The organism is Halomicrobium sp. HArcht3-1 (genome assembly GCF_058933345.1).
Genome location: NZ_JBZYDM010000004.1, coordinates 361,630 through 381,894, shown reverse-complemented (window position 1 = coordinate 381,894; position 20,265 = coordinate 361,630). Strand labels below are relative to the sequence as shown.

Below are 20,265 nucleotides of genomic sequence, written 5' to 3'. Positions count from 1 at the left end.
CGTGTTACTGGACGTGGACGCGAGTGACGTGGCCGCCACAGCCACACTGCTTGACGTACTCCATCTCGATGTTGTCGCCGTAGGCGGCGTCGAGATGGGCAAACAGGTACGTCTCCGGGTGGCCGTGGTCGGCGTGGGTGACCAGATTGACGTGGTTGCCCGGCTCAGTCCGTTCGATGGCCGTCGCCGCCTGTGACCGGACCAGCGCTTCGTCGTCGCCGTGGACCGGCTTTTCGAGATTGGCCGACCAGGAATTGTCGTGGTCGTGGTCGGTCACCGGTTCGACTGCGTCGTGGGAGTGCTCGGACATAGAGAAACGTTCGTCGCGGCGCGTGGTAGCCCGTCTGCCGAACGTGTTCGGCTTACGCGGACTGGGCAGCGAGATACTCGAACTGGGCGTCGAGTTCGCGGCGGCGCTGTCGGGAGACGACCGTGGCATCGAGGATGGGACCGACGAGTCGTGCCTGTACTGCGAACTCCGTCGTCGCCTCGACTTCGATGCCCGCCTCGCTCTCCGTCGCTGTGTACCGGGTCACCATCTCCTCGAAGATACCGTCGCGCTGTTCGTACGCCAGCAGCGCGTCGTCGTCCTCGATGACGGCCAGTTCCAGTTCGATCGTCGCGAGTCCGACGTGGTTCGTGATCGTGACAATGTCGCCGTCGACGGTCACGTCGTCGAACCCGGCGGCGCGCATGAACGGACCGATGTCGGTCATCAGACGCCGAAGGTGGTCGATGTCGGTATCGAACGTCTCAGTTACGGTAACAGTCTCCATGGTGGTCGATAGACGCCTCACCTGCAACTTCGTTGGGGAGTGTCGGGAGCGTGATGGCGAACATGTTCGACAACACTGATGCTACTGGGGATCGAGTACTGTCACGTATGCCGAACGCGAAGCTTACCCTCACCGTCCCCGAAGAGGTCTGGCTCGGTGAGATCACCCGACGCTATCCCGAGACCCAGATTCGGGTGCTCGCGGCGATCCCCGACGGGCTGTCAGGGACTGGACTGATCGAGATCACCGGCGCGGACGCCGATGCCGTCGTCACCGCGATGCAGGCCGAGGACGACATCACGGCAATGGAGACGCTCCAGCGGCAAGACGACGAGAGACTGCTGCAGTTCGAGACGTCGAACCCACTGTTACTGTTGCCGGCCCGGGCGTCGAACGTCCCCCTCGAAATGCCGTTCGACATCAGGGACGGAGCGGTGACGCTGGACGTGACGGCCCCGACCGATCAGCTCTCCAAACTGGGCGAACAACTCAAGGAGTTCGGCATCGCCTTTTCAGTGGAATACATTCGCCAGGACGCGGACCGCGAGCAGTTGTTGACCGAGCGCCAGCGAGAGGTCGTCTCGGAAGCGGTCGAGGCCGGCTACTACGACACGCCCCGTCAGGCGTCACTGACCGAGTGTGCAGAGCGGATCGGGATCGCGAAGTCCACGTGTTCGACGACCCTCCATCGGGCCGAGGAAGCGATCATCAAATCGTTCGTCGAGCAAGAGATCGGCGACGATCTGGCGTTCGAGTGATACTGCCGGCTGTACGTCTGTGAAGAATTTCGCGACCCCGTGGTCGCGAATATCTTGAAACAGTTACAGCCGGCAGTATGAGATGGCTGGCTGTAACTGTTGGAAGGGATCTGGGACCCCGCTCACGAACGTCGTCATCGAGGGACAGCCAGCAGGATGGCGAACCAGTTCGTGAGAAGTGCTACGCGGCTGTCGTCAAAAGACCCACTATATGGCGGTCGACACCGTACTCGACGTTCGAGAGATCGAAGGCGAACCGTTCGACGACATCGTGACCAGCCTGGGAAAACTCGACGACGGAGCGACGCTGGAACTGATCAGCAGTTTCGAGCCCGTGCCGCTGTACGACGTGCTGACGAGCCGCGGGTTCGAGTACGAGAGCGAGCAGGTCGCCGAGGACGAATGGCACGTCCGGGTAAAACACGAACCCGAGGCGGCCCGCTGAACGGGGACATCTCGACCGTCGGTCGACGTGGCTCCCGTTTCAGGAGTCGCTATCGAACCGAGCGCTGTCGGCCGGTGAGTAATCGACAGCCGTGACGGTCGTCTCTTGCTGTCTCAGCTGGTCGTTGATCGCGGGTGCGTCGTGGTGCATCGGCGCGACCCGACCGCGGAGACGGTCGTACTCGTGGCGGTCGGTTTCACCGTTGAACGCACGTATCCCCCGACAGAGAGCGTTCCACTCTGTGGACAGAACGCCGTCGCCAGTCGAGAGCGGCCTCGAGATGTGCCTACGCGTGGCTAAGGCGACGGCGATGGCGACCCACATTCCCGAACGTGTTCGTCCGAAGACCCTCGGCGTGGGGGCGGGTATCGTCGGTCGTATGCCAACGACGACACTGGACTTGCGCGAGGTACCGCCACCGGAACGACACCCGAAGATTCACGCTGCGTTCGCGGAGTTAGAGAGCGGCGAGAGCCTCGAAATCGTCAACGACCACGAACCCAAACCGCTGTTCTACGAGTTTCAGGCCGAGGTCGACGCCTTCGACGCCGACGGCTACAGCTGTGACCGTCGGGGAGCAAACGAGTTCGTGGCGACCCTGCCCAAACAGTGACCATGCAGCGAGCGACTGTCGACGGCGACGAGACGGGCCGTCGGTCCCTCTTCGACGGCGAACCCCGGACGGTGGTACTCTCGCTCGACGCCGGCGAGCGCGTGCCGGCCCACTCCCATCCCGACCGTGTGGTCCTCTTTCACGTCCTCTCGGGCGAGATCGAACTCTCACTCGACGGCGAGACGACGACCCTTCGGGCCGGAGAAATAAGCCGCTTCGACGGCGACTGTGACATCGAACCGTACGCTCGGACGGATGCGAGAGCGCTGGTGGTGCTCGCCAAGCCCTAATCCGAACACAGGGGACGGTCGTTGTCCCCGTCGGCAGTGTCCGCGCTGTCGATGGCGTTGGTGTCGGCCCCACACAGTCCGTGGAGCGAGACCACGAGACGGTCGGCCAGCCGTTCGATGGTCGCTCGCTGGCGAGGTGTGAGTCCGCCACGGGCGTCCAGTCGTCTGAGTGCACGCTCGACCTGTTCGTCCCGAATCGCGTCGGCGTCCGCGGGCAGCGCCAGCGCGTCGCCGTCGGCTGTTGTTTCTGTCATCGCTGTTTCCAGATGATCGTCGTCGTCACGGCCGTCTCCGTGATGGTCTCGTAGCTGTACCCGCGGTCGTCGAGTTTCGGATAGAGGTGCTGGGGTGCGCGGTCGTTGTACTGTATCACGACCGTCTCGTCGTCCAGTTCCGGCAACAGTTCGAGCGTCTCTCGGAGTGGCTTGGGTGGACCCAGTTGGCGCACGTCGAGGGTTTCGACCGGTGCGTCCGTCGGTGCGTCGGTCCGGTCCAGCACAGAGTCGTCTGGCTCGCTCATGGGTCATCGTAGGACACACAGCCGGGGGGTAATTTTCCCGAAGATGTTCGCCCATCCCGGGCTGGCTCCGGTGCCCGGCCGTCAGTCGCCGACGGTCTCTGTCCCCGCGTCCCAGTCGTCCGGCACGTACGCACAGAGGGGGTCACTCGCGAGTGGATCGCCGGTCGTGGCGTAGGCCCGGGACCGGCTGCCCCCACAGACGTGTCGATACGCACAGACGCCACACTTCCCCGAGAGGCGGCTCCGGTCTCGAAGGGCCTCGAACAGATCGGCGTGACGATACACGTCGACGATGTCGTCCGTCCGGACGTTGCCGGCAGCCTCGGGGAGGAAACCCGAGGGGTAGATTTCGCCGGTGTGACTGACGAAGGCGAACCCGTCGCCGGCGATGATACCGGCACGCCGATCCATACCCGACGGCTGGTCGTCCGCCGAGCGCTCGCGGCCTTGGATGCCGACCCGCCGGTAGTGTGGGGCCTCGGTCGTCTTGATGCCAAAGGGCACGTCGGTGCGAACGTCGTGGAGCCACGACATCACGCGCTCGGCCCGCTCGGGCGTGATCGGGTCCAGAACGCGGCCCCGGCCGACGGGCACGAGGAAGAAGACGCTCCAGAGGACAGCCCCCAGTTGCTCGACCACGTCGGCGATAGCCGGGAGGTCGTCGACGGTCCACGCACAGACGGTCGTGTTGATCTGGAGCGGGAGCCCCGCTTGCTTTGCCCCGCGAGCGGCCCGCATCGTCTCCTCGAAGCTGCCCATCTCCCCGCGGAAGTCGTCGTGTGCCTCGGGGGTCGCGCCGTCGAGACTCACGGCGACACGTCTGAGTCCGGCCGCCGCCAGTTCCTCGATTCGATCCCGCGTCAGCGAACTCGTGCCGCTCGGGGTCAGTGTCATCGTGAGGCCGATGTCGGTGCCGTACTCGACGAGGTCGACGAGGTCCGGTCGCTGCATCGGGTCGCCCCCTGAGAGTACGACCAGTTGGCCCTCCCCGAACGATCGCACGTCGTCGAGCAGCGCCTTGCCCTCGGTTGTCGAGAGTTCGTCGGGATGACGACCCGGCATCGCATCGGCCCGGCAGTGCTCACAGGCCAGTTCACAGGCCTGCGTGACCTCCCAGATGAGAACCATCGGCCGCTCGGCCGTGTCCGTTGGCGGTCGCATAGACGGCAGTAGCGCCCGTCGAACCATAGCTGCCGGTCCGGGTTCCCGCCCGACGGGAACGAGTGGCGAAGATGTTCGGCCGTAGCTACTCCACCGGCCGGGCGGTAGTGCCACCATGTCTCGACCGATCGTCGGCGTCGTCGAAACGAGAGACAGCGAGCGATTGCGTGGGGGAGTATGACCGCCGTCCCCGGAAATCTCGACACGGACACCGACCTCCCGCTGACGGTCCCGCTGGGGCACTTCGTCGTCGCGCTGTCGTTTCTCTGTGCCGGGACCCTCGTCGGCCTCGGTCTCGTCGCCGACATCCTGCCCGGACTCGCCACACTCGCACACGTCCACGTCCTGCTCGTTGGATGGGTCTGCGTGACGATCATGGGAGCAATGACCCAGTTCGTCCCGGTGTGGTCGGGCACGTCACTGTACTCACACCGGCTGGCGACGGTCCAGTTGTGGCTCGTCGTCGGCGGCGTGAGCGGCCTCGCCGTCACGCTCGTACTCGGCGAGATGGCGTGGTTGCCGCCATTCGGGGTCCTCATGCTCGCCGGGTTCTGGACGTTCGCGTACAACATCGGACGAACGCTCGCAGCCCTCGACGCGTACGACGTGACCGAGCGGCACTTCGCGTACGCACTCGCGTTCTTCGTTCTCGTGACGCTGTTCGGGCTGGTGCTCGCCGTCGATTTCACGGTCCCGATCACGCCCCACCTGCCGGTCGAGCACGACAACATCAGGCAGGCACACGCGACACTAGCTATCTTCGGTGCCGTGCTGACGACGATCTACGGGGCCCTCTACCAGCTCGGGACGATGTTCACGCAGACCGAACTGCACGGGATCGACGACCACTTGCAGCCGGTCGAAGCGGTCGGCCATCCACTCGGTGTCGTGGCACTGGCTGGGGGGCGACTCGTCGGTTCGGTCCCGCTTTCGCGAGTCGGTGGCCTGCTCGTGGTCGTGGCTGCCCTCGCGATGAGTGTCGTGCTCGGGCGACGGCTGTTCGAGATGCGAGTCGAACGCCAGCCAATGCACACCCGATATGGCGCAGTCGCCGTCGCACTCGCCGCGTGGGCTGTGTGGACAGTCCCGGCATGGGTACGGGCACCGACTGCCAGCGCCCATCTGTTCGGTGCCAGCGGTTCCATGCACCTGCTCGTTCTGGGCGTGATCGGACTGGTGCTCGTCGGCACCCTGTACCACATCGTCCCGTTCATCGTCTGGGTCGAGCAGTACAGCGACCGGCTGGGCTTCGAAGCAGTGCCGATGGTCGACGACCTGTACGACGACCGGCTCGCTGTCCTCGACGGGTCGCTCTGGGTCGGCGGCACGCTCTGTCTCGTGGCGGCCCAGATGGTGGGTGACCCGTCGCTCCTACTGGGTGTCGGCGGTGTCGGTGTGGCACTGGCCGCCGCTGTCTTTGCCGCGAATCTCGTGGTGGTCGTCCACGAACACGGCCCGGACCCACTGGACCGAGTGGTGCTTGGATCGCTCAGTCCGCGTCGATCCGTGTCGGACGGAGACACATAAACCGGGGAGAGAACATCTTCGCGTGGCCTTCTCGACGGTTGGGAACTCTCTGACCCCCCTATGACACACCAGCACGAATCCCAAACTGTACAGCGGAGTCCGTTCCGCGGTGACTCGAAACCATGTCAACCATACCAGAGGCAACCCGACGACGCGTTCTGAAAGCACTCGGCGTCGGCGGAACCGCCGCCCTCGCCGGCTGCTCCTCGCCCGGAGCCGAGCAGGCGAGTGAAGCGACGACCACCAAACGAACCACCCCACAGGAGCCAAACATGAACGCCGCACAGAGCACTGACGTCGACCGTATCGCTGCCGACCCGACGGACATCCCGGACCCGATCGACCGGTCGGAGCCGAAAACCCACGAGATCGAACTCACGACCAAAGAGCAGGTCGCTGAGATCGAACCCGGCGTCACCTACACGTACATGAGCTTCGACGGGCAGATTCCCGGCCCGATGATCCGCGTCCGGAAGGGCGACACCGTCGAACTCACCGTCACCAACGAGGAGAGCAACTCGATGCCCCACAACATCGACCTCCACGCGGTGCGAGGTCCCGGTGGCGGCGCAGAGGCGTCGATGGTCGCACCCGGCGAGACCGCGACCTTCCGGTTCAAGGCGACCTACGCCGGCTCGTACATCTACCACTGCGCGGTGCCGAACCTCGATATGCACATCTCCTCGGGGATGTTCGGCATGATCCTCGTCGAGCCGAAGGAGGGGCTGCCCGAAGTGGACCACGAGTTCTACTTCGGCCAGCACGAGCTGTACACCACGGGGAAAGCCGGCGAGGAGGGCCACCACGACTTCAGCATCGACGCGATGAAAAAAGAGGAGCCGACCTACGTCCTCACGAACGGCGAGAAGTACGCCATCACGCCCGACGTGCACGGCTCGCCGACGATGCAGGTGGGTGACACCGCCCGGGTGTTCTTCGCGGTCGGCGGCCCGAACTTCGATTCGAGCTTCCACCCAATCGGCTCCGTCTGGGACGAGGTGTACCCACAGGGCGCGACCCAGAGCGACCCCCACGTCAACGTCCAGACGACGCCGGTCAAGCCCGGCTCGACGGTCGTCGCGACCTTGCACGCCGAGGTGCCCGGCCCGATCAAGCTCGTCGATCACGCCCTCTCGCGGGTCGCTCGCAAAGGCAACATGGCCGTCATCATGCGCGAGGGCGAGGCCAACCACGAGGTGTTCAACCCCGAGGTCTGAGCGGCGTCGGTGTGGACCCACCGTCCCGGCCTGACAACACTGCCGGTCCGAAGTCGTCCGCCCAGAAACTATGTATGTCCGCCACTCCGAGCAGCGGTATGGTCCTTGGAACGATCGTCACGTTCGTCGTGAGTCTCCTGATCGGTGGGCTGGGTATCTACGTCGGTGCGCGCGTGCTCACCGGTGAGGGTGACTTCGAACACGCGGTGTGGACGGCCCTCTTTGGCGCGCTCGGATGGGCCATCGTCTCGTTGCTGGTGGGCTGGATTCCATTCCTGGGCGGCCTGCTCGCGACGGTGCTGGGCCTCGTTGTCTACCTCGGCATCATCAACGCCCGCTATCCCGGCGGCTGGGTCAACGCCGCCGGCATCGCGCTGGTAGCCTGGATCGCGTCGGTGATCGTGCTGACCCTTCTGAGTCCGCTCCTCGGCGGCGTCGGCGCACTCGGTGTTGCGGGCGCGTAGTCCCGCCCCACTTTGGCGTCGACACCCGTTGTCACGACCCCGAGACATAACCCCACGGAAGCCGACGACCACGTATGCGCTCGTTCACGGTTACGTCGGTGTGGGGCATCCCGATCAAGATCCATATCTCCTTGCTGGTCGTGCTGCCGATCTTCGCGTGGCTGCTGGGCAGCGGCCAGCAGATCGAACTGTACGCCGGCCTGATCGAGGGGCTGACCGGTGCGCCCCTCGACATGGCCGCACTGACCGCTGGCTCGACGCCGTGGGTGATCGGATCGGCGGCCGCGGTCGGCCTGTTCGGGAGCGTCGCGCTGCACGAACTGGGCCACGCGTGGGCAGCGATGCGCTACGACCTCGAAGTCGAATCGATCACGCTGTGGATTCTCGGCGGGCTGGCGAACCTCGGATCGATCCCCCGTGAGTGGCACAAGGAGTTCTGGATCGCCGTCGCCGGGCCGGCCACGAGCATCCTCGTCGGCGCGGCCTGTTATGCCGGCGTAAGCGTCCTGCCGGCGACCCAGCCAGTGCTCGTGTTCGTCGTCGGCTGGCTGGCCGTCACCAACGTCGTGCTGGCGGTGTTCAACATGGTGCCGGCGTTCCCGATGGACGGCGGGCGCGTCCTGCGGGCGCTGCTGGCGCGCAATCGCCCCTACGCATCCGCGACGCGACTGGCGGCGAGCGTCGGCAAGGGCTTCGCGATCCTCTTCGGGGCCGCCGGTTTGCTCGGCGGTTTCAATCCGATGCTCCTCCTGCTGGCGCTCTTTATCTACGGTGCAGCCAGTGGCGAGTCGCGGACGGTCGTACTCGCGGACTTGCTGGAAGGGCTGACCGTCGCCGATCTCACCGCAGCGCCCGACGCCACTATCGACGCCAGCGCGTCGGTGTCGGAACTGGTGACCCGGATGTTTGCCGACCGTCGCACGGAGTTCGCAGTGGTCGAGGGCGGTGACGTTGTCGGCGTGATCACGAGCGACGACTTCCGGGCCGTCCCGCCAGCGGAACGGGAGACGACGACCGTCGGGGACCTGATGGCGACCGATCTGCCGACGTTCGACGCGACCACGCCCGCCTTCGACGCGCTCGTCGAACTCGATCAGTCCCGCGCGGGGGAGGCGTTCGTCACGACCCCGGAGGGAACGCGAATGATCTCGCGGCGCGACTTCTCGTCGGCACTGGAGATGCGCAAGGTGCTGGGGCGGGGCGATCCCTTCTAGACGGACTGGAAAACGAGGTTACTCGGCGCGCCAGCGGTCGATCCCGCCGCCGACGATCAGAGCGAGTCCGAACACGGACAGCCCGAGTTGGGTCTCGGTGAACCAGAACGGCAACGATGGGAATACGGCCTGTAGGACGGTCAGCCCCGTCGAAATGATGGGGACGCCCTCGTTGGGCGACTCGACGTCGCCGTCGACGGCGTACTTCGCCGCGCCCGTGCGTTCGCCCTCGGGGAGGCGCTCGGCCTCGTAGGCCATGTACTGGGTCGTCGCGCTCCAGACGACCGTCCCGTTCTCGGTGACCTCGAAGATGCGCTTGTTGAGCGTGTCCGTCACGAGCGTGTTGCCGTTGTCGAGGCGGTCGGCGTCGCGTGGCCAGTTGAGTGCGAGACCGCCGGCGCGGTCGAGTACCCACGCCGGCTCCCAGTCGCCGTCCGCAGTGCGGTGGAGTTCGACGACGCGGTCGTTGTCGCTGTCGGCGACCAGTATCGCGCCGTCACCGAGCCATTGCGGATTGTGCTGGTGGTTCAGTACGTCCGGGTCGCCACACCGAGCCACGTCACCGGATTCGCTGCGGACGAGCTGGTCGCCCCGAACCAGACAGCTGCTGTCGTCGGGGCTGTCCTCGTTGATGACCTCGGTGACGCCGGCACCACGCTCGATGATCAGCACCTGATTGGCGTTGCGCACGGAGACGAGGTAGTGGCTCTCGTTGATCACGTCCACGTCGTTGATGTGGAGCCAGTCCCGTCGCGTCGGGTCCTCGGGCGGGGTGTAGAACGAACTGGCCGACCACTCCCACGTGACCTCGCCGTTACGGACCGTGAACAGGCGCTCGGCGTCCATGTCGGTCATGAGGTACTCGCCCGAGTCCAGCCGTTCCACGTCGTGGACCTCGCTGTTGCCCTGTGTACGGACGGGGAACGCGTACTCGGCGGTGACCTGCGGGCCGCCCTCGGCGTCGGGATCGATGATCCGGAAGCCGGTCTTGGCACACGGCGGATCGTACGGGCCACAGCCCGACTCGTAGCCCCCGTGCATGAACCCCGCCATCACCGAGCCGTTCGGGAGCATCGTCACGTCGAAGTAGCTCCCGGCACTGTCTTCCTGCCACGTCTTGTTGGTGCCGTCCAACAGGTAGATCTGGCCGTAGGAGTGCCAGCCGGGACCGCCTCCCTGTACGCCGACGAGCGTTTGGCGTTCGTCACCGTCGGTCGTCGCGCGTTCCGGTGCGGTCGCCCCACTCACCAGCAACGTCCCGCCGATCAGCAGGAGTCCGACCGCGACGAGTGCGAGCCCACGGCGTCTCCGGTTCATTGATTGCGCACTGGGTCGACAACGAGTAAAAGGGTTCCGGGATCTGCAGGTCTCGACGACAGTTACAAGCCACTCGGCCCGGCACGTCCGGCCGATGTTACAGTCGGTGCCAGAGTTGTTCGTCAGAGTCGTCGGAACCGACCCGGTCGTCCAGGGTCTCGTCGGTGGTCTCGTCATCGCGAGCCTGAATCTCCTCGGCGCGTCGCTGGTGCTGGTCTGGCGCGATCCGTCGGAGCGAGCACTCGACGGTGCGCTGGGCTTCGCTGCCGGCGTCATGCTTGCGGCGGCCTTTACGAGTCTCATCATCCCCGGGATCGAGCAGTACTCCGGGGGCGACCCACTCCCGACGCTCGTCGGCGTCGCGCTGGGCGTGCTCTTTCTCGATCAGGCCGATCGGCTGGTCCCCCACGCCCACTACTTGCTGACCGGCAGTCGGCGGGCCGACGCGGCAAATCCCGGCGACTCGCTCCCGGTGGTCGACGAGCGACTCGGGGCCGTCGTCCTGTTCGTGCTGGCGATCACGCTGCACAACATGCCAGAGGGACTGGCCGTCGGCGTGGGCTTTGGCTCGGGCAACGTCGACGAAGCGATCCCGTTGATGCTGGCGATCGGTATCCAGAACGTCCCCGAGGGACTGGCAGTGTCGGTGGCGGCGATCAACGCAGGGCTGGATCGTCGCTCGTACGCGGTGTTCGCCGGGATCAGATCAGGTGTGGTCGAGATTCCACTGGCGGTGCTGGGTGCGGTCGCCGTCAGCGTCGTCGAGCCACTGTTGCCCTACGCGATGGGGTTTGCCGCCGGTGCGATGTTGTTCGTCATCAGCGACGAGATCGTTCCCGAGACCCACACGCGAGGCTACGAGCGGATCGCGACGATGGGGACGATGGCCGGCGTGATCGTCATGCTGTACCTCGACATCGCGCTTGGCTAGTGCCGAGCGCACGCGACGGCCGGCGAGACCGCCCTAGTCCCGGCGATAGCTGTCGATGCCCCCCGCGGCGACCAGTCCGATCGAGAGCAGTGTCGCGCCGATCTGTGCCTCGGTGTACCAGATCGGGAGCCACGGCGCGATCGACTTCATGCCGACGAGCAGCAGCGACAACACGGGGACAGTCGTGTCGCGCGTCTCGACATCGCCGACCTGCTCGGCAGCGGCCGTTTCGAGTGCGCCGGGCGTCGCGGTGGTCTCGTCGCTCCGGGTCGCGGTCGTCGTCCCGGACTGCGCACCGGTCGCAGTTGGCTCCGGCGTCGGCGTGACCGCACCGAACCGGTGGCCGGGATACTCACCGGCCGGATACGGGTCGGCCTCGTAGGGGATGAGGTCCGTCCCGTGGCTCCAGACCACGTCACCGTCGGGTTCGACTTCGAGGACGCGCTTCTGGAGAGAGTCAGTGATGAGCGTGTTGCCGTTGGGCAGGCGGTCGGCGTCACGGGGCCAGTTGAACGACAGGCCACCGGCCTCCGAGAGTGCCCAGACGGGTTCCCAGACACCGTCGTCGGAACGGTGAAGTTCGACGACGCGGTCGTTCTCGCTGTCGGCGATCAACACCGCACCGCCCCCGAGCCACTGGGGATTGTGCTGCTCGTCGATGATCTCGGGGTTGCCACAGGTCACGTCGCCGTCGCCGTCGTGGTCCGCGATGCCGCGGTGTTCGGTACAGGCCTCGTCGTGGCCGCCCCGGTCAGCGTTGATGACCTCGGTGACGCCCGCGCCCCGCTCGACGACGAGCACCTGATTGGCGTTGCGCACGGAGACGAGATAGTGGCTCTCGTTGATCACGTCCACGTCGTTGATGTGGAGCCAGTCGACCCGGGTCGGGTCCGCGGGTGCGTCGTAGAACTGGCTGGCGTTCCACTGCCACGTGACGTTCCCGTGCTGGACGATGGCGATGCGCTCGTGCTCCATATCGGTAAAGAGGAACTGCCCGTCACCGAGCGGTTCCACGTCGTGGATCTCGCTGCTGAAGGCCGTCCGCACCGGCATCGTGAAGATCGTTCGCGTCGTGGGCGGTCCCTCGCCGGTCGGGTCGATGAGCCGGATACCGGTCTTTGTACAGGGCGGATCGTAGGGGGCACACCCCTCCTCGTAGTCGTTGTGGTGGAAGCCGGCGATCACGGTGCCGTTGGGCAGCCGAGTCACGTCGAAGTAGCTGTCGGCATCGGAGACGCGCCACTCGATCTCACCTTCGGACAGCAGCGAGACCTGTCCGTGGCGTTTCCACTCAGGCCCACCGCCCTGAATCCCGAGCAGGACGCGATTCGACCGGGCTGGAGTCGCGGTGGCCGTCGGCGAGTCGTCCGACGCCGTGTCGGTCGACGGCCGGTCCGAAGACGAGGCGGTCGATGCTGGCGTCGCCGTGTCGGTCGGCGACTCAATAGTGGATATCGACGGCCCATCGGCGCTAACATCGCGCGACGGCGCTGTCGCGGCACTGACGACCATCGTCGCCGAAAACAGGAGGAGACCGGCGACGACGAGAACGAACCCACGAGACCGTTGCATGGTTCGTCACCAGTCAACCCGAGAATAAACGTCTTTTGTGATATATGGCTGCCTTGCAGGAGACGACGCCGAGTGATTGCTGAAACACAGTTCAGTAAACTACGCTACAGAAACATAATTATGCGAACATTTAGTGGCCGGCGGTCCCTCCGACCGAGTATGGCAACAACCGACAGCGGACCGCTGGTCGTCGGCGTCGCCGGCAGTCGGCGCGATGAAAGCGTCACCAGACAGGCACTCGAACGAACACTCGACGGTGCGCAGGGACGCGGTGCCCGGACCGAACTGCTCGACCTGCGCGAGTACGACCTGCCGATGCTCGATCCCGACGCCGAGACGCCGGCCGACGCGGCCCGTCTGATCGAGCGCCTCGCCGCCGCCGATGCCGTCGTGCTCGGGACGCCGACGTATCACGGCTCGTACTCCTCGCTGGTGAAGACGGCACTCGACTACGCCGGCGGCGACGACTTCGAAGACACCACCGTCGGTCTGCTGTCGGTGTCGGCCGGCGACTTCCCGACGCGCCCGCTCGATCATCTCCGGGCCGTCGGGCGGACGCTGGGCGCGTGGGTTCTCCCCCATCAGGTCGGCGTGACCGACAGCCACAGCGTCGGCGAGACGTTCGAGGACGACATCGACGAGCGACTCGTCGAACTCGGCGAGCAGGCCGTCGCCTACGCGAATATTCAGCCCAACGAGCGAGCGCAGACCGCCGCGACGGCCGACGATTGAGCGGTGCGCCCGGACACGAACTGGTCGCTCGTCACTCGATGGCCGTGACGGTCGCGGCCTCGTCGAACGTCGCGACCAGTTCGTCGCCGTCGGCCGTGACCGTCACCGCGACCCGTCGGGGATCGGTCGCCGCGACGGTGACTGCCCCGGAGTCGACGACGAAGGGGAGGTCCCACAGGCGTCGCTCGCGCACGTCGACGCCGTGTTCGGCGAGGAAGGCGACGACCTCTGGATGGGTCACGAGCAGTGCGCCCGGCGGGACGTGGCAGTAGAAACTGCACTGCGTGCAGGCAAAGCCTACGAGGCTGGGGAGACCGTGCGTCGCGGCCTCGTCCACGTCACCGGGGACCAACTCGGCATCGACGTGGCCGGCACAGACCGGACACACGTCGGCACGCGCTCGTTCCCACATGTTCCGGGTGCGACGGTCGAACGCCGTCGCGACGCTCTGGCCGTCCCGGTCGGTCAGGCCACCGGGGTCGAACGGGAAGCCGAGCACGAGGCGGTCACAGTCCGGGCAGGACACACGAGCGGCGTGGGTCGTATCGTAGTCGAACCGAAGTGGAGTCCCACAGTCGTGGCAGGTCCCGGCGAGAGTCACGTCCGCGATACCGGCCTGCTCGTGGAAGACGCCGTTCTCGATGGCGTCGATGACCCGATGGCCCGGGTAGAGGAGGCGGTACTCGTCGCGCTCCGCGTCGTGGGCCAGAAAGCGGTCGACGAGTTTCGAGAGGTGGTAATTGAACTTCCCGCTGTCGCGCTCGCCGACGCGCTGGCGCAGTTCGGTGAAGGGCAGCGACCGGCCATCGGCCTCGCTCAGCGCCAGCAAGATGTCGACCCGCAGGTCGTGGCCCAGCAACGCGAAGGCGTCGTGGGGCGTGAGGTCCTCGCCAGCGTCGCTCATACCGACAGCACACACCGCGATGGTGAATACCTGACGCACTGCGAGCGAGCCACGACGCTTTAGTGGGTGAGTCCCACCATGGTAGACATGGGATTTGGTAGCTACGACGAGTCCGAGCAGAAGGACCAAGACAACGACATCGACGAGGACGAAGCCGTCAACGTCCACAACAACGACCACGACGGCAAGATCAGCTTCGAGTCCGACGCCGATCAGGACGAACTGATCGGCCGACTCGACGAGATGCGCGACGACGAAGACGACGACTGAGGCAATCCTTTGACTGCTGGCTAGTGCGCCACCGACAGTGAGCGCACTGGCGTCGGTAAACCACAACCCCTACTTCCCCCGTCAGTGACGGTCGAGTATGGAACTTGGCGTCATCGGACTCGGACGCATGGGACGGATCGTCGTCGACAGAGTACTCGACGCGGGCCACGACGTGGTCGCGTTCGACATCTCCGAGGAAGCAGTCGCAGGGGCGGCCGAGGCGGGCGCATCGCCGGCCGACTCCATCGCAGACGTGGCCGAACAACTCGGCGAGGAAAAGCGCATCTGGCTGATGGTGCCGGCAGGCGACCCGATCGACGCCGCACTGGACGAACTCGATGGGCTGGTCGACGGCGACGACGTGATCGTCGACGGCGGCAACTCGAACTTCCACGACACGCTCCGGCGGGCCGAGCGCACCGACGCAGCGTACGTCGACTGTGGCACCTCTGGCGGTCCCGCGAGCGCCGAAGAAGGCTTCTCGCTGATGGTCGGCGGCCCCCAGTGGGCCTACGACGACCTCGTCCCCGTCTTCGACGCCGTCGCGACCGGCCCAGCGGGCCACGACCGCATGGGCGAGACCGGCAGCGGCCACTACGTGAAGATGGTCCACAACGGCGTCGAGTACGCGCTCATGCAGGCCTACGGCGAAGGGTTCGAACTGCTCGCGGAGGGCCGCTTCGATCTGGATCTGGAATCGGTCGCGCGCACGTGGAACAACGGCGCAGTCATCCGCTCGTGGCTGCTCGAACTCTGTGAGGAAGCGTTCCGCGAGGAAGGCAACGGATTGGGCGACGTGGCCGACCGCGTCGAAGGCGGGTCGACCGGCACCTGGACCGTGCAGGAAGCGCTCGAACAGGAAGTGCCGACGCCGCTGATCTACCAGGCGCTGGCCGAACGCTTCGGCTCGCGGGCCGACGACGGGCGCTTCTCGCGACGCCTCGCGAACCGACTCCGGTATGGCTTCGGTCGCCACGACGTGCCGCGACGAGAAGAGTAAGCCGGCAGACGGCGAGCGATACGAGGCGTTTCACCGGCCCGAGCGACGCGAGGGACGGCCTTTTTCGCCCACGTTTTTCGAGGCGTGGTGTGCAGAGCACACTCGACGCTGAAAAAGGTGGGTCGCTACGAAGTCCCACGACGCGAAGAGTACGCCGGCAGACGGCGAGCGATACGAGGCGCGCCCGCGGTAGGCCTCGAATGCGAACGGAGATCGAACGCGGTCCGTGAGCGTAGCGAGCCAGTTACCGACGAGGACCAGTGTCGAACGAGAACGCGCGGCCGATCACCGCTTTGCACGGACGACCAGCGTATTGGCAGCGTGGTCACCGACACGTTGGAAGTCCTCGCTCAGTAGGACAATGGCGAGACCGAACCCGTAGTGGAAAAACCCATCTACGAACCGGAAGAGGTTGCGAACGAGCGACTGACGGAACGTGATCGGGGTGCCAGTAGCACTAATAACAGCAACACCGGTGAGACGTTTTCCAAGAGTTTGCCCGGTGACGCCTTCGAGGACGATATAGTACCCCAGTACCCCGAGAGGGAGGCCGAGATAGATGCCGATACTCGAATCGAGCTGGGTCGCCACGCCGAAGCCGAGGGCAGCGCCGAGAACGAATGAGAGCAGCGAGTCGACAACGGCCGCACCAATTCGGGCAAGGAGAACGTCGTCTTGTGTGCCAGGGTAGCCGATGGAGGAGGATGCCATACAGTCATCAGAGAGTTCCGAAGCTCAAAAAATTTTTCAAGCGAATGGAAAGAAAGGGGTGGACCAGTCACACGACAGCATCCGAGGAGCACAGATTGTGACTGGGTTAGAAACACCCAACGCGGTCGCCACGAAGTCCCGCGACGCGAGGAGTACGCCGGTAGACGGCGAGGGCAGCGAGAAACCGACGATCACTCGACGTTACTCTGGGACTTCGTCTGCTGCCATGTCCACACTCCTGTCTTCGTCACTGTAGCGAACTTGAATGTCGTCGCCCGCCTGTACGTCGACCGTGATCGAGTCACCGGTGGCGACTTCCCCGTCGGATGCCGTCCAGTCCACGCGTCGATCCTCGACAATCACTTCGAGGTGGGCCGCTTCGATCGTTTCCCCACCTTCGTGGCTGATCTCGGTCGTCATCGACTGGCTGTCGTGATCGAAGCCAAAGGACGCCTGCGGTGCGGCCGTGCCGGGGTCGCTCCCAACGCCGAGGACGAACGAAGCGATGACAGCCGCGCCCACGGTCAGGACGATCATCCCGACGACCAGCAGGCCGAACCCGACGGCGAGACCGACCAGTATTTTGCCGCCCGTTCCGAGATCGTTCCACGATTCGCGAAGTCCCATAATTTCCATTCTATGAACGGATATTTTATAGTTTCCCACGACGGACACCGCGCCACGTCGGTCGCCTGCGGCCAGCGAAAACAACAGCATAATAAGCCAGTACTCCAAACGCTCGCCTATGGTATCACTAGTGGGTGTCGCCACCGGGGCCGTGCTCACCCTCATCGCCGTCGCGCTCCACTACGCTTCAGGCACGGGCTGGGAACCCAGCGAGGACATCTCCCAGGACGTCATCGAGAAGCGGGCGGCGACGGTGCCAGAGACGGGATTCCCGGAGCCGTACAACCGCTCGATCGGCGGTGGCGGCGGCGCGGCAGCGATCCCGGCCGGTGAAGACGGTGCCGAACTCGAAGAGGGCGAAGAAGCGGAAGACGAGGGCTTCGACCCCGAAGCAATCGCCGACGACGAAGTCGAGTACTACGAGGTCGAGTTCGCCAAAGAGGGCGAGACCATCGAGGTCGCCAACAACGAGACGATCCTCGACGCTGGCGAGGAGGAGGGCTGGGACCTCCCCTACGCCTGCCGACAGGGCCAGTGTGTCTCCTGTGCCGGCCAGATCACCGACGGCCCGGCCAGCGAATACATCCAGCACAGCCAGAACGAATCGCTGTTCGACGACGACATGGACGAGGGGTACTGCCTGACCTGTGTCGCGTACCCGGTCGACGACTTCACCATCGAGACCGGCGAGCAGCCCTGACGACTGCCGAGTGATTCTTCGCGGTCGAACGTTCCACACCGACGCCGACGACTACTGTTTTCGATGCTCGCTTATCACGACCACACCGGCCAGTGTCGCACGCGGCGGCCGGGCGAGCGACCCCAGTCCGATGAACGTGTGGCTGGCCGATATTGCCACCGGAGCCAGATTTATCATTCGGTAACGGAACACCTAACACGTTATCAAATGACCCCATTTAGCTCGAAAAACACCATACAGATAGGCCATTTGCGATATTATTCTATGAAATCTGATTCTACTCGGGAGGTGGTTCGACGCCGTGAGTGAATCCGAAACCGAGTCGACGGGACTGGGTACGCCAGAGGTGGCAGTCGTCGACGATCAGATGGTGAGCAACGCGCAGGGAGCGCTCGATGTCGTGCAGACGACCTCCGAAACGGTAGACGAGCAGATCGAGGCCATCGCCGACCGCACCGACGCGCAGGCAGACGACGCCGACGAGGTCGTCACGGCGGTTTCAGAGCTGTCGGCGACGATCGAGGAGATCGCGGCGACGGCGACCGAAGTGAGCGAGCGGTCCGAACACGCCGCGTCACAGGCCACCGAGGGACGAGCGTCTGCCCGGGAGGCGATGGCTGCGATGGAGACGATGCGTGAGACGGCCAGTGCGGTGACGGCGGAAGTGGAGACGCTCCAGTCACAGGTCGAACAGATCTCGACGGCGCTGTCGGGGATCGACGACATCGCGGAGCAGACGAACATGCTCGCGCTGAACGCCTCGATCGAGGCCGCACGGGCCGGTGAGGCCGGCGAAGGCTTCGCGGTCGTCGCCGACGAGGTGAAGTCACTGGCCGAGGCGGCCCAACAGCAGGCCGACGAGATCGAGACGGTGCTGGGCGACGTACGGACGGCCACCGACGAGACTGCGACCCGACTCGACGAGGCGATCACGGAGATCGACCGCGGCGCAACACAGGTCGAGGAGACGATGGCGAGTCTCGACGAGATCACGGCGGCCGTCGAGGAGACCGCCGACGGCATTCAATCGGTGTCGACCGCAACGGACGAGCAGGCCGAGACGAGCGAGGCGGTCGCCGGACAGGTCGAGCGCCTCGCCGAGCGGGCCGACGCCATCGGGCGCGACGTGGCGTCCATCCGGGAGGCCCGGACCGAGCAGACGGCGATGCTCGCCGAGATCGCCGACGCGCTCGACTCGGCGAGTGTGACGCGTTCGGACCGATTGCGTGAGGCCGAGACGGTATCGACTGGTGTCGAAGGACTCGACGACCTCTGTGGCGGCGGGCTTGTGGTCGGCGGGCGGGCGGTCCTTCAGTACGACGGGACGGCCGCGGTCGCCGGACTCATCGCGTCGCTCTGTGGTGCGGCCCTCGACGCTGGACTGGCCGTCTCGCTGACGCCGCCGCCGACACTCGACCGGCGACAGCTGGCCGACGCGCTGTCGGCCCGCGGTGACTCGCTGGGCGATGCACTGCGGTCGGACCGACTGTTCGTCCTCGACGCCGTCGGCGACTGGCGGGACGAGCGGAACGTCTTCGATCTCGGTCGTCAGTCGCTCTCGACGGCCAACGAGCGGACCGACGCCCGGCGTGACCGGCCGCTGCTCGTGATCGGCAACATCGCCGGCGAGATCGAGGTGATGGGCGAGAGCGCCGCCCGTGAGGCTCGATACGAGAACGACGACGGCGTGCTCGGCGAAGAAGACACCGTCCTCAACGTCGTCGACGAGAGCACCGTCGACGACCGGTTCGGCGCGTTTTACACGGGCGCTGCCGATCAGGTGGTCCGAACGTACCACGATGGGGACCAACAGCACGTCGAACTCGTCGAGACACCGGTGGGGACGGTCGGTGCCGTCCGGCAGGTGACGGTTCGTGACCAGCCCCCGTATCTGGACCTCGGTGAGTGATGTTACTCCTCGATAGCGACGACCGAGTGTGCGACGCGACCGCGGCCTTCCGAGAGAGACTGGCCGACGAACGCGATGTCGTCGGCCGGTCACTCACAGCGATGGTCGCCGACCGTGACGCGGCGTATCGCGAGCAGTGGCCCGAGGCAGCCATCGAGACGGACCTCCCGGAGAGCGTGCCCGTCACGGTCCAGCCGAAACTGACGCGGGCACTCTCGAACCTCGTGGAGAACGCGCTCGAACACAACGAGGGCGAGCGGGTCGTCCGGGTGATCGCACGACGTGCCGAGGACGAGTCCACGATCGTCGTCACGGACAACGGTCCTGGGATCCCGTCGTCGGAGCGCGCGGCGATCTTCGGGAACGAGGACATCACACAGCTCAGACACGGCTCGGGAATGGGGCTGTGGCTCGTCAAGTGGGTCGTCGAGTCCGCAGGCGGCCGGATCGGGTACGACCGCGTGGACGGGTGGACGCGGATCAGACTGACGCTGCCGACGGCGACCATCTCCCACCCGGCCTGAGCGGTCCCGAATCGTCACCACGACGCCCCATAGCGGACTGTCGTCGTGATCGACGGACTGTGGTAAGGCGAGCCCAGTGACGT

At 65.6% G+C, this 20,265-nt stretch carries 26 protein-coding genes; 15 read left to right on the top strand and 11 right to left on the bottom strand.

Going from position 1 to position 20,265, the window contains the following annotated elements:
- Positions 1-4: 4 nt before the first annotated feature.
- Together AC5FRW_RS09570 and AC5FRW_RS09565 are read right to left on the bottom strand one after the other, a co-directional pair.
- Positions 5-310 (bottom strand): CGCGG family putative rSAM-modified RiPP protein, encoded by a 306-nt coding sequence (locus AC5FRW_RS09570; protein ID WP_493568217.1) that lies wholly within the window; start codon positions 308-310, stop codon positions 5-7.
- Between the two features lie 52 nt (positions 311-362).
- Positions 363-776: an SRPBCC family protein gene (locus tag AC5FRW_RS09565; protein ID WP_493568216.1), complete on the bottom strand. Its 414-nt coding sequence runs from the start codon at positions 774-776 to the stop codon at positions 363-365.
- Between the two features lie 107 nt (positions 777-883).
- On the opposite strand from AC5FRW_RS09565, the gene AC5FRW_RS09560 reads away from it, so the two are divergent.
- Together AC5FRW_RS09560 and AC5FRW_RS09555 are read left to right on the top strand one after the other, a co-directional pair.
- Positions 884-1,534, top strand: a complete 651-nt coding sequence (locus AC5FRW_RS09560) for a helix-turn-helix domain-containing protein (protein WP_493568215.1) — start codon at positions 884-886, stop codon at positions 1,532-1,534.
- A gap of 211 nt (positions 1,535-1,745) precedes the next feature.
- Entirely contained in the window at positions 1,746-1,979 is a 234-nt protein-coding gene (locus AC5FRW_RS09555) for a DUF2249 domain-containing protein (RefSeq protein WP_493568214.1), read from the top strand.
- 39 nt (positions 1,980-2,018) lie between these two features.
- On the opposite strand, the gene AC5FRW_RS09550 is transcribed toward AC5FRW_RS09555, so the two are convergent.
- Positions 2,019-2,303: a DUF7998 family protein gene (locus tag AC5FRW_RS09550; RefSeq protein WP_493568213.1), complete on the bottom strand. Its 285-nt coding sequence runs from the start codon at positions 2,301-2,303 to the stop codon at positions 2,019-2,021.
- 55 nt (positions 2,304-2,358) lie between these two features.
- Here AC5FRW_RS09550 and AC5FRW_RS09545 point away from each other — a divergent pair, with 55 nt between their 5' ends.
- On the top strand, positions 2,359-2,592 hold the full coding sequence (locus AC5FRW_RS09545; protein WP_493568212.1) for a DUF2249 domain-containing protein: 234 nt from the start codon (positions 2,359-2,361) through the stop codon (positions 2,590-2,592).
- A 2-nt stretch (positions 2,593-2,594) separates the two neighbouring features.
- Positions 2,595-2,882, top strand: coding sequence for a cupin domain-containing protein (locus AC5FRW_RS09540; protein ID WP_493568211.1), 288 nt, complete (start codon positions 2,595-2,597; stop codon positions 2,880-2,882).
- Here the strand turns inward: AC5FRW_RS09540 and AC5FRW_RS09535 are convergent.
- The 3 genes from AC5FRW_RS09535 to AC5FRW_RS09525 form a co-directional block, all read right to left on the bottom strand.
- Positions 2,879-3,136 (bottom strand): hypothetical protein, encoded by a 258-nt coding sequence (locus AC5FRW_RS09535; RefSeq protein WP_493568210.1) that lies wholly within the window; start codon positions 3,134-3,136, stop codon positions 2,879-2,881. The genes AC5FRW_RS09540 and AC5FRW_RS09535 overlap by 4 nt on opposite strands.
- Positions 3,133-3,402, bottom strand: coding sequence for a DUF2249 domain-containing protein (locus AC5FRW_RS09530; RefSeq protein ID WP_493568209.1), 270 nt, complete (start codon positions 3,400-3,402; stop codon positions 3,133-3,135). Before AC5FRW_RS09530 ends, AC5FRW_RS09535 begins: the two co-directional genes overlap by 4 nt.
- Positions 3,403-3,483: 81 nt before the next feature.
- On the bottom strand, positions 3,484-4,563 hold the full coding sequence (locus AC5FRW_RS09525; RefSeq protein ID WP_493568208.1) for a radical SAM protein: 1,080 nt from the start codon (positions 4,561-4,563) through the stop codon (positions 3,484-3,486).
- A gap of 177 nt (positions 4,564-4,740) precedes the next feature.
- On the opposite strand from AC5FRW_RS09525, the gene AC5FRW_RS09520 reads away from it, so the two are divergent.
- From AC5FRW_RS09520 to AC5FRW_RS09505, 4 genes are all read left to right on the top strand, one after another.
- Complete coding sequence (locus AC5FRW_RS09520) at positions 4,741-6,090, top strand: hypothetical protein (RefSeq protein WP_493568207.1); 1,350 nt, start codon at positions 4,741-4,743, stop codon at positions 6,088-6,090.
- Between the two features lie 122 nt (positions 6,091-6,212).
- The gene (nirK, locus tag AC5FRW_RS09515; RefSeq protein ID WP_493568206.1) at positions 6,213-7,307 is read left to right on the top strand and encodes a copper-containing nitrite reductase; all 1,095 of its coding nucleotides are present in this window, start codon (positions 6,213-6,215) and stop codon (positions 7,305-7,307) included.
- Between the two features lie 98 nt (positions 7,308-7,405).
- Positions 7,406-7,771 (top strand): hypothetical protein, encoded by a 366-nt coding sequence (locus AC5FRW_RS09510; protein ID WP_493568205.1) that lies wholly within the window; start codon positions 7,406-7,408, stop codon positions 7,769-7,771.
- 74 nt (positions 7,772-7,845) lie between these two features.
- Positions 7,846-8,985, top strand: coding sequence for a site-2 protease family protein (locus tag AC5FRW_RS09505; protein ID WP_493568204.1), 1,140 nt, complete (start codon positions 7,846-7,848; stop codon positions 8,983-8,985).
- Positions 8,986-9,003: 18 nt separating this feature from the next.
- On the opposite strand, the gene AC5FRW_RS09500 is transcribed toward AC5FRW_RS09505, so the two are convergent.
- Positions 9,004-10,302 carry an aryl-sulfate sulfotransferase gene (locus AC5FRW_RS09500; RefSeq protein ID WP_493568203.1) on the bottom strand — a complete coding sequence of 433 codons (1,299 nt, stop codon included), beginning with the start codon at positions 10,300-10,302 and terminating at the stop codon, positions 9,004-9,006.
- 94 nt (positions 10,303-10,396) lie between these two features.
- On the opposite strand from AC5FRW_RS09500, the gene AC5FRW_RS09495 reads away from it, so the two are divergent.
- Entirely contained in the window at positions 10,397-11,233 is an 837-nt protein-coding gene (locus AC5FRW_RS09495) for a ZIP family metal transporter (RefSeq protein ID WP_493568202.1), read from the top strand.
- A 33-nt stretch (positions 11,234-11,266) separates the two neighbouring features.
- On the opposite strand, the gene AC5FRW_RS09490 is transcribed toward AC5FRW_RS09495, so the two are convergent.
- Positions 11,267-12,805: an aryl-sulfate sulfotransferase gene (locus AC5FRW_RS09490; RefSeq protein ID WP_493568201.1), complete on the bottom strand. Its 1,539-nt coding sequence runs from the start codon at positions 12,803-12,805 to the stop codon at positions 11,267-11,269.
- 159 nt (positions 12,806-12,964) lie between these two features.
- Here AC5FRW_RS09490 and AC5FRW_RS09485 point away from each other — a divergent pair, with 159 nt between their 5' ends.
- A complete protein-coding gene (locus AC5FRW_RS09485; RefSeq protein ID WP_493568200.1) occupies positions 12,965-13,537 on the top strand; it encodes an NADPH-dependent FMN reductase in 573 nt (190 codons plus the stop codon).
- A gap of 31 nt (positions 13,538-13,568) precedes the next feature.
- Here AC5FRW_RS09485 and AC5FRW_RS09480 read toward each other — a convergent pair whose 3' ends face one another.
- Positions 13,569-14,441, bottom strand: coding sequence for a winged helix-turn-helix domain-containing protein (locus tag AC5FRW_RS09480; protein ID WP_493568199.1), 873 nt, complete (start codon positions 14,439-14,441; stop codon positions 13,569-13,571).
- A gap of 87 nt (positions 14,442-14,528) precedes the next feature.
- Here AC5FRW_RS09480 and AC5FRW_RS09475 point away from each other — a divergent pair, with 87 nt between their 5' ends.
- Positions 14,529-14,711 (top strand): DUF5786 family protein, encoded by a 183-nt coding sequence (locus AC5FRW_RS09475; RefSeq protein WP_493568198.1) that lies wholly within the window; start codon positions 14,529-14,531, stop codon positions 14,709-14,711.
- Positions 14,712-14,808: 97 nt separating this feature from the next.
- Positions 14,809-15,711, top strand: a complete 903-nt coding sequence (locus tag AC5FRW_RS09470; protein ID WP_493568197.1) for a decarboxylating 6-phosphogluconate dehydrogenase — start codon at positions 14,809-14,811, stop codon at positions 15,709-15,711.
- Positions 15,712-15,996: 285 nt separating this feature from the next.
- Here AC5FRW_RS09470 and AC5FRW_RS09465 read toward each other — a convergent pair whose 3' ends face one another.
- Both AC5FRW_RS09465 and AC5FRW_RS09460 read right to left on the bottom strand, forming a co-directional pair.
- The gene (locus tag AC5FRW_RS09465) at positions 15,997-16,422 is read right to left on the bottom strand and encodes an RDD family protein (RefSeq protein WP_493568196.1); all 426 of its coding nucleotides are present in this window, start codon (positions 16,420-16,422) and stop codon (positions 15,997-15,999) included.
- Between the two features lie 201 nt (positions 16,423-16,623).
- Positions 16,624-17,049 (bottom strand): type IV pilin, encoded by a 426-nt coding sequence (locus AC5FRW_RS09460; RefSeq protein WP_493568195.1) that lies wholly within the window; start codon positions 17,047-17,049, stop codon positions 16,624-16,626.
- Positions 17,050-17,167: 118 nt separating this feature from the next.
- On the opposite strand from AC5FRW_RS09460, the gene AC5FRW_RS09455 reads away from it, so the two are divergent.
- The 3 genes from AC5FRW_RS09455 (at position 17,168) to AC5FRW_RS09445 (ending at position 20,182) form a co-directional block, all read left to right on the top strand.
- Positions 17,168-17,749, top strand: coding sequence for a 2Fe-2S iron-sulfur cluster-binding protein (locus AC5FRW_RS09455; protein ID WP_493568194.1), 582 nt, complete (start codon positions 17,168-17,170; stop codon positions 17,747-17,749).
- Positions 17,750-18,050: 301 nt separating this feature from the next.
- The gene (locus AC5FRW_RS09450; protein WP_493568193.1) at positions 18,051-19,658 is read left to right on the top strand and encodes a methyl-accepting chemotaxis protein; all 1,608 of its coding nucleotides are present in this window, start codon (positions 18,051-18,053) and stop codon (positions 19,656-19,658) included.
- On the top strand, positions 19,658-20,182 hold the full coding sequence (locus AC5FRW_RS09445) for a sensor histidine kinase (protein WP_493568192.1): 525 nt from the start codon (positions 19,658-19,660) through the stop codon (positions 20,180-20,182). The genes AC5FRW_RS09450 and AC5FRW_RS09445 overlap by 1 nt, the downstream gene beginning before the upstream one ends.
- The last annotated feature ends 83 nt before the right edge of the window (positions 20,183-20,265 follow it).

Bases quoted from the DNA above. Each gene is read 5' to 3' on its own strand.
- AC5FRW_RS09570 (WP_493568217.1), bottom strand. From the start codon at position 310: ATGTCCGAGCACTCCCACGACGCAGTCGAACCGGTGACCGACCACGAC.
- AC5FRW_RS09565 (WP_493568216.1), bottom strand. From the start codon at position 776: ATGGAGACTGTTACCGTAACTGAGACGTTCGATACCGACATCGACCAC.
- AC5FRW_RS09560 (WP_493568215.1), top strand. From the start codon at position 884: ATGCCGAACGCGAAGCTTACCCTCACCGTCCCCGAAGAGGTCTGGCTC.
- AC5FRW_RS09555 (WP_493568214.1), top strand. From the start codon at position 1,746: ATGGCGGTCGACACCGTACTCGACGTTCGAGAGATCGAAGGCGAACCG.
- AC5FRW_RS09550 (WP_493568213.1), bottom strand. From the start codon at position 2,303: ATGTGGGTCGCCATCGCCGTCGCCTTAGCCACGCGTAGGCACATCTCG.
- AC5FRW_RS09545 (WP_493568212.1), top strand. From the start codon at position 2,359: ATGCCAACGACGACACTGGACTTGCGCGAGGTACCGCCACCGGAACGA.
- AC5FRW_RS09540 (WP_493568211.1), top strand. From the start codon at position 2,595: ATGCAGCGAGCGACTGTCGACGGCGACGAGACGGGCCGTCGGTCCCTC.
- AC5FRW_RS09535 (WP_493568210.1), bottom strand. From the start codon at position 3,136: ATGACAGAAACAACAGCCGACGGCGACGCGCTGGCGCTGCCCGCGGAC.
- AC5FRW_RS09530 (WP_493568209.1), bottom strand. From the start codon at position 3,402: ATGAGCGAGCCAGACGACTCTGTGCTGGACCGGACCGACGCACCGACG.
- AC5FRW_RS09525 (WP_493568208.1), bottom strand. From the start codon at position 4,563: ATGCGACCGCCAACGGACACGGCCGAGCGGCCGATGGTTCTCATCTGG.
- AC5FRW_RS09520 (WP_493568207.1), top strand. From the start codon at position 4,741: ATGACCGCCGTCCCCGGAAATCTCGACACGGACACCGACCTCCCGCTG.
- nirK (WP_493568206.1), top strand. From the start codon at position 6,213: ATGTCAACCATACCAGAGGCAACCCGACGACGCGTTCTGAAAGCACTC.
- AC5FRW_RS09510 (WP_493568205.1), top strand. From the start codon at position 7,406: ATGGTCCTTGGAACGATCGTCACGTTCGTCGTGAGTCTCCTGATCGGT.
- AC5FRW_RS09505 (WP_493568204.1), top strand. From the start codon at position 7,846: ATGCGCTCGTTCACGGTTACGTCGGTGTGGGGCATCCCGATCAAGATC.
- AC5FRW_RS09500 (WP_493568203.1), bottom strand. From the start codon at position 10,302: ATGAACCGGAGACGCCGTGGGCTCGCACTCGTCGCGGTCGGACTCCTG.
- AC5FRW_RS09495 (WP_493568202.1), top strand. From the start codon at position 10,397: ATGTTACAGTCGGTGCCAGAGTTGTTCGTCAGAGTCGTCGGAACCGAC.
- AC5FRW_RS09490 (WP_493568201.1), bottom strand. From the start codon at position 12,805: ATGCAACGGTCTCGTGGGTTCGTTCTCGTCGTCGCCGGTCTCCTCCTG.
- AC5FRW_RS09485 (WP_493568200.1), top strand. From the start codon at position 12,965: ATGGCAACAACCGACAGCGGACCGCTGGTCGTCGGCGTCGCCGGCAGT.
- AC5FRW_RS09480 (WP_493568199.1), bottom strand. From the start codon at position 14,441: ATGAGCGACGCTGGCGAGGACCTCACGCCCCACGACGCCTTCGCGTTG.
- AC5FRW_RS09475 (WP_493568198.1), top strand. From the start codon at position 14,529: ATGGGATTTGGTAGCTACGACGAGTCCGAGCAGAAGGACCAAGACAAC.
- AC5FRW_RS09470 (WP_493568197.1), top strand. From the start codon at position 14,809: ATGGAACTTGGCGTCATCGGACTCGGACGCATGGGACGGATCGTCGTC.
- AC5FRW_RS09465 (WP_493568196.1), bottom strand. From the start codon at position 16,422: ATGGCATCCTCCTCCATCGGCTACCCTGGCACACAAGACGACGTTCTC.
- AC5FRW_RS09460 (WP_493568195.1), bottom strand. From the start codon at position 17,049: ATGGGACTTCGCGAATCGTGGAACGATCTCGGAACGGGCGGCAAAATA.
- AC5FRW_RS09455 (WP_493568194.1), top strand. From the start codon at position 17,168: ATGGTATCACTAGTGGGTGTCGCCACCGGGGCCGTGCTCACCCTCATC.
- AC5FRW_RS09445 (WP_493568192.1), top strand. From the start codon at position 19,658: ATGTTACTCCTCGATAGCGACGACCGAGTGTGCGACGCGACCGCGGCC.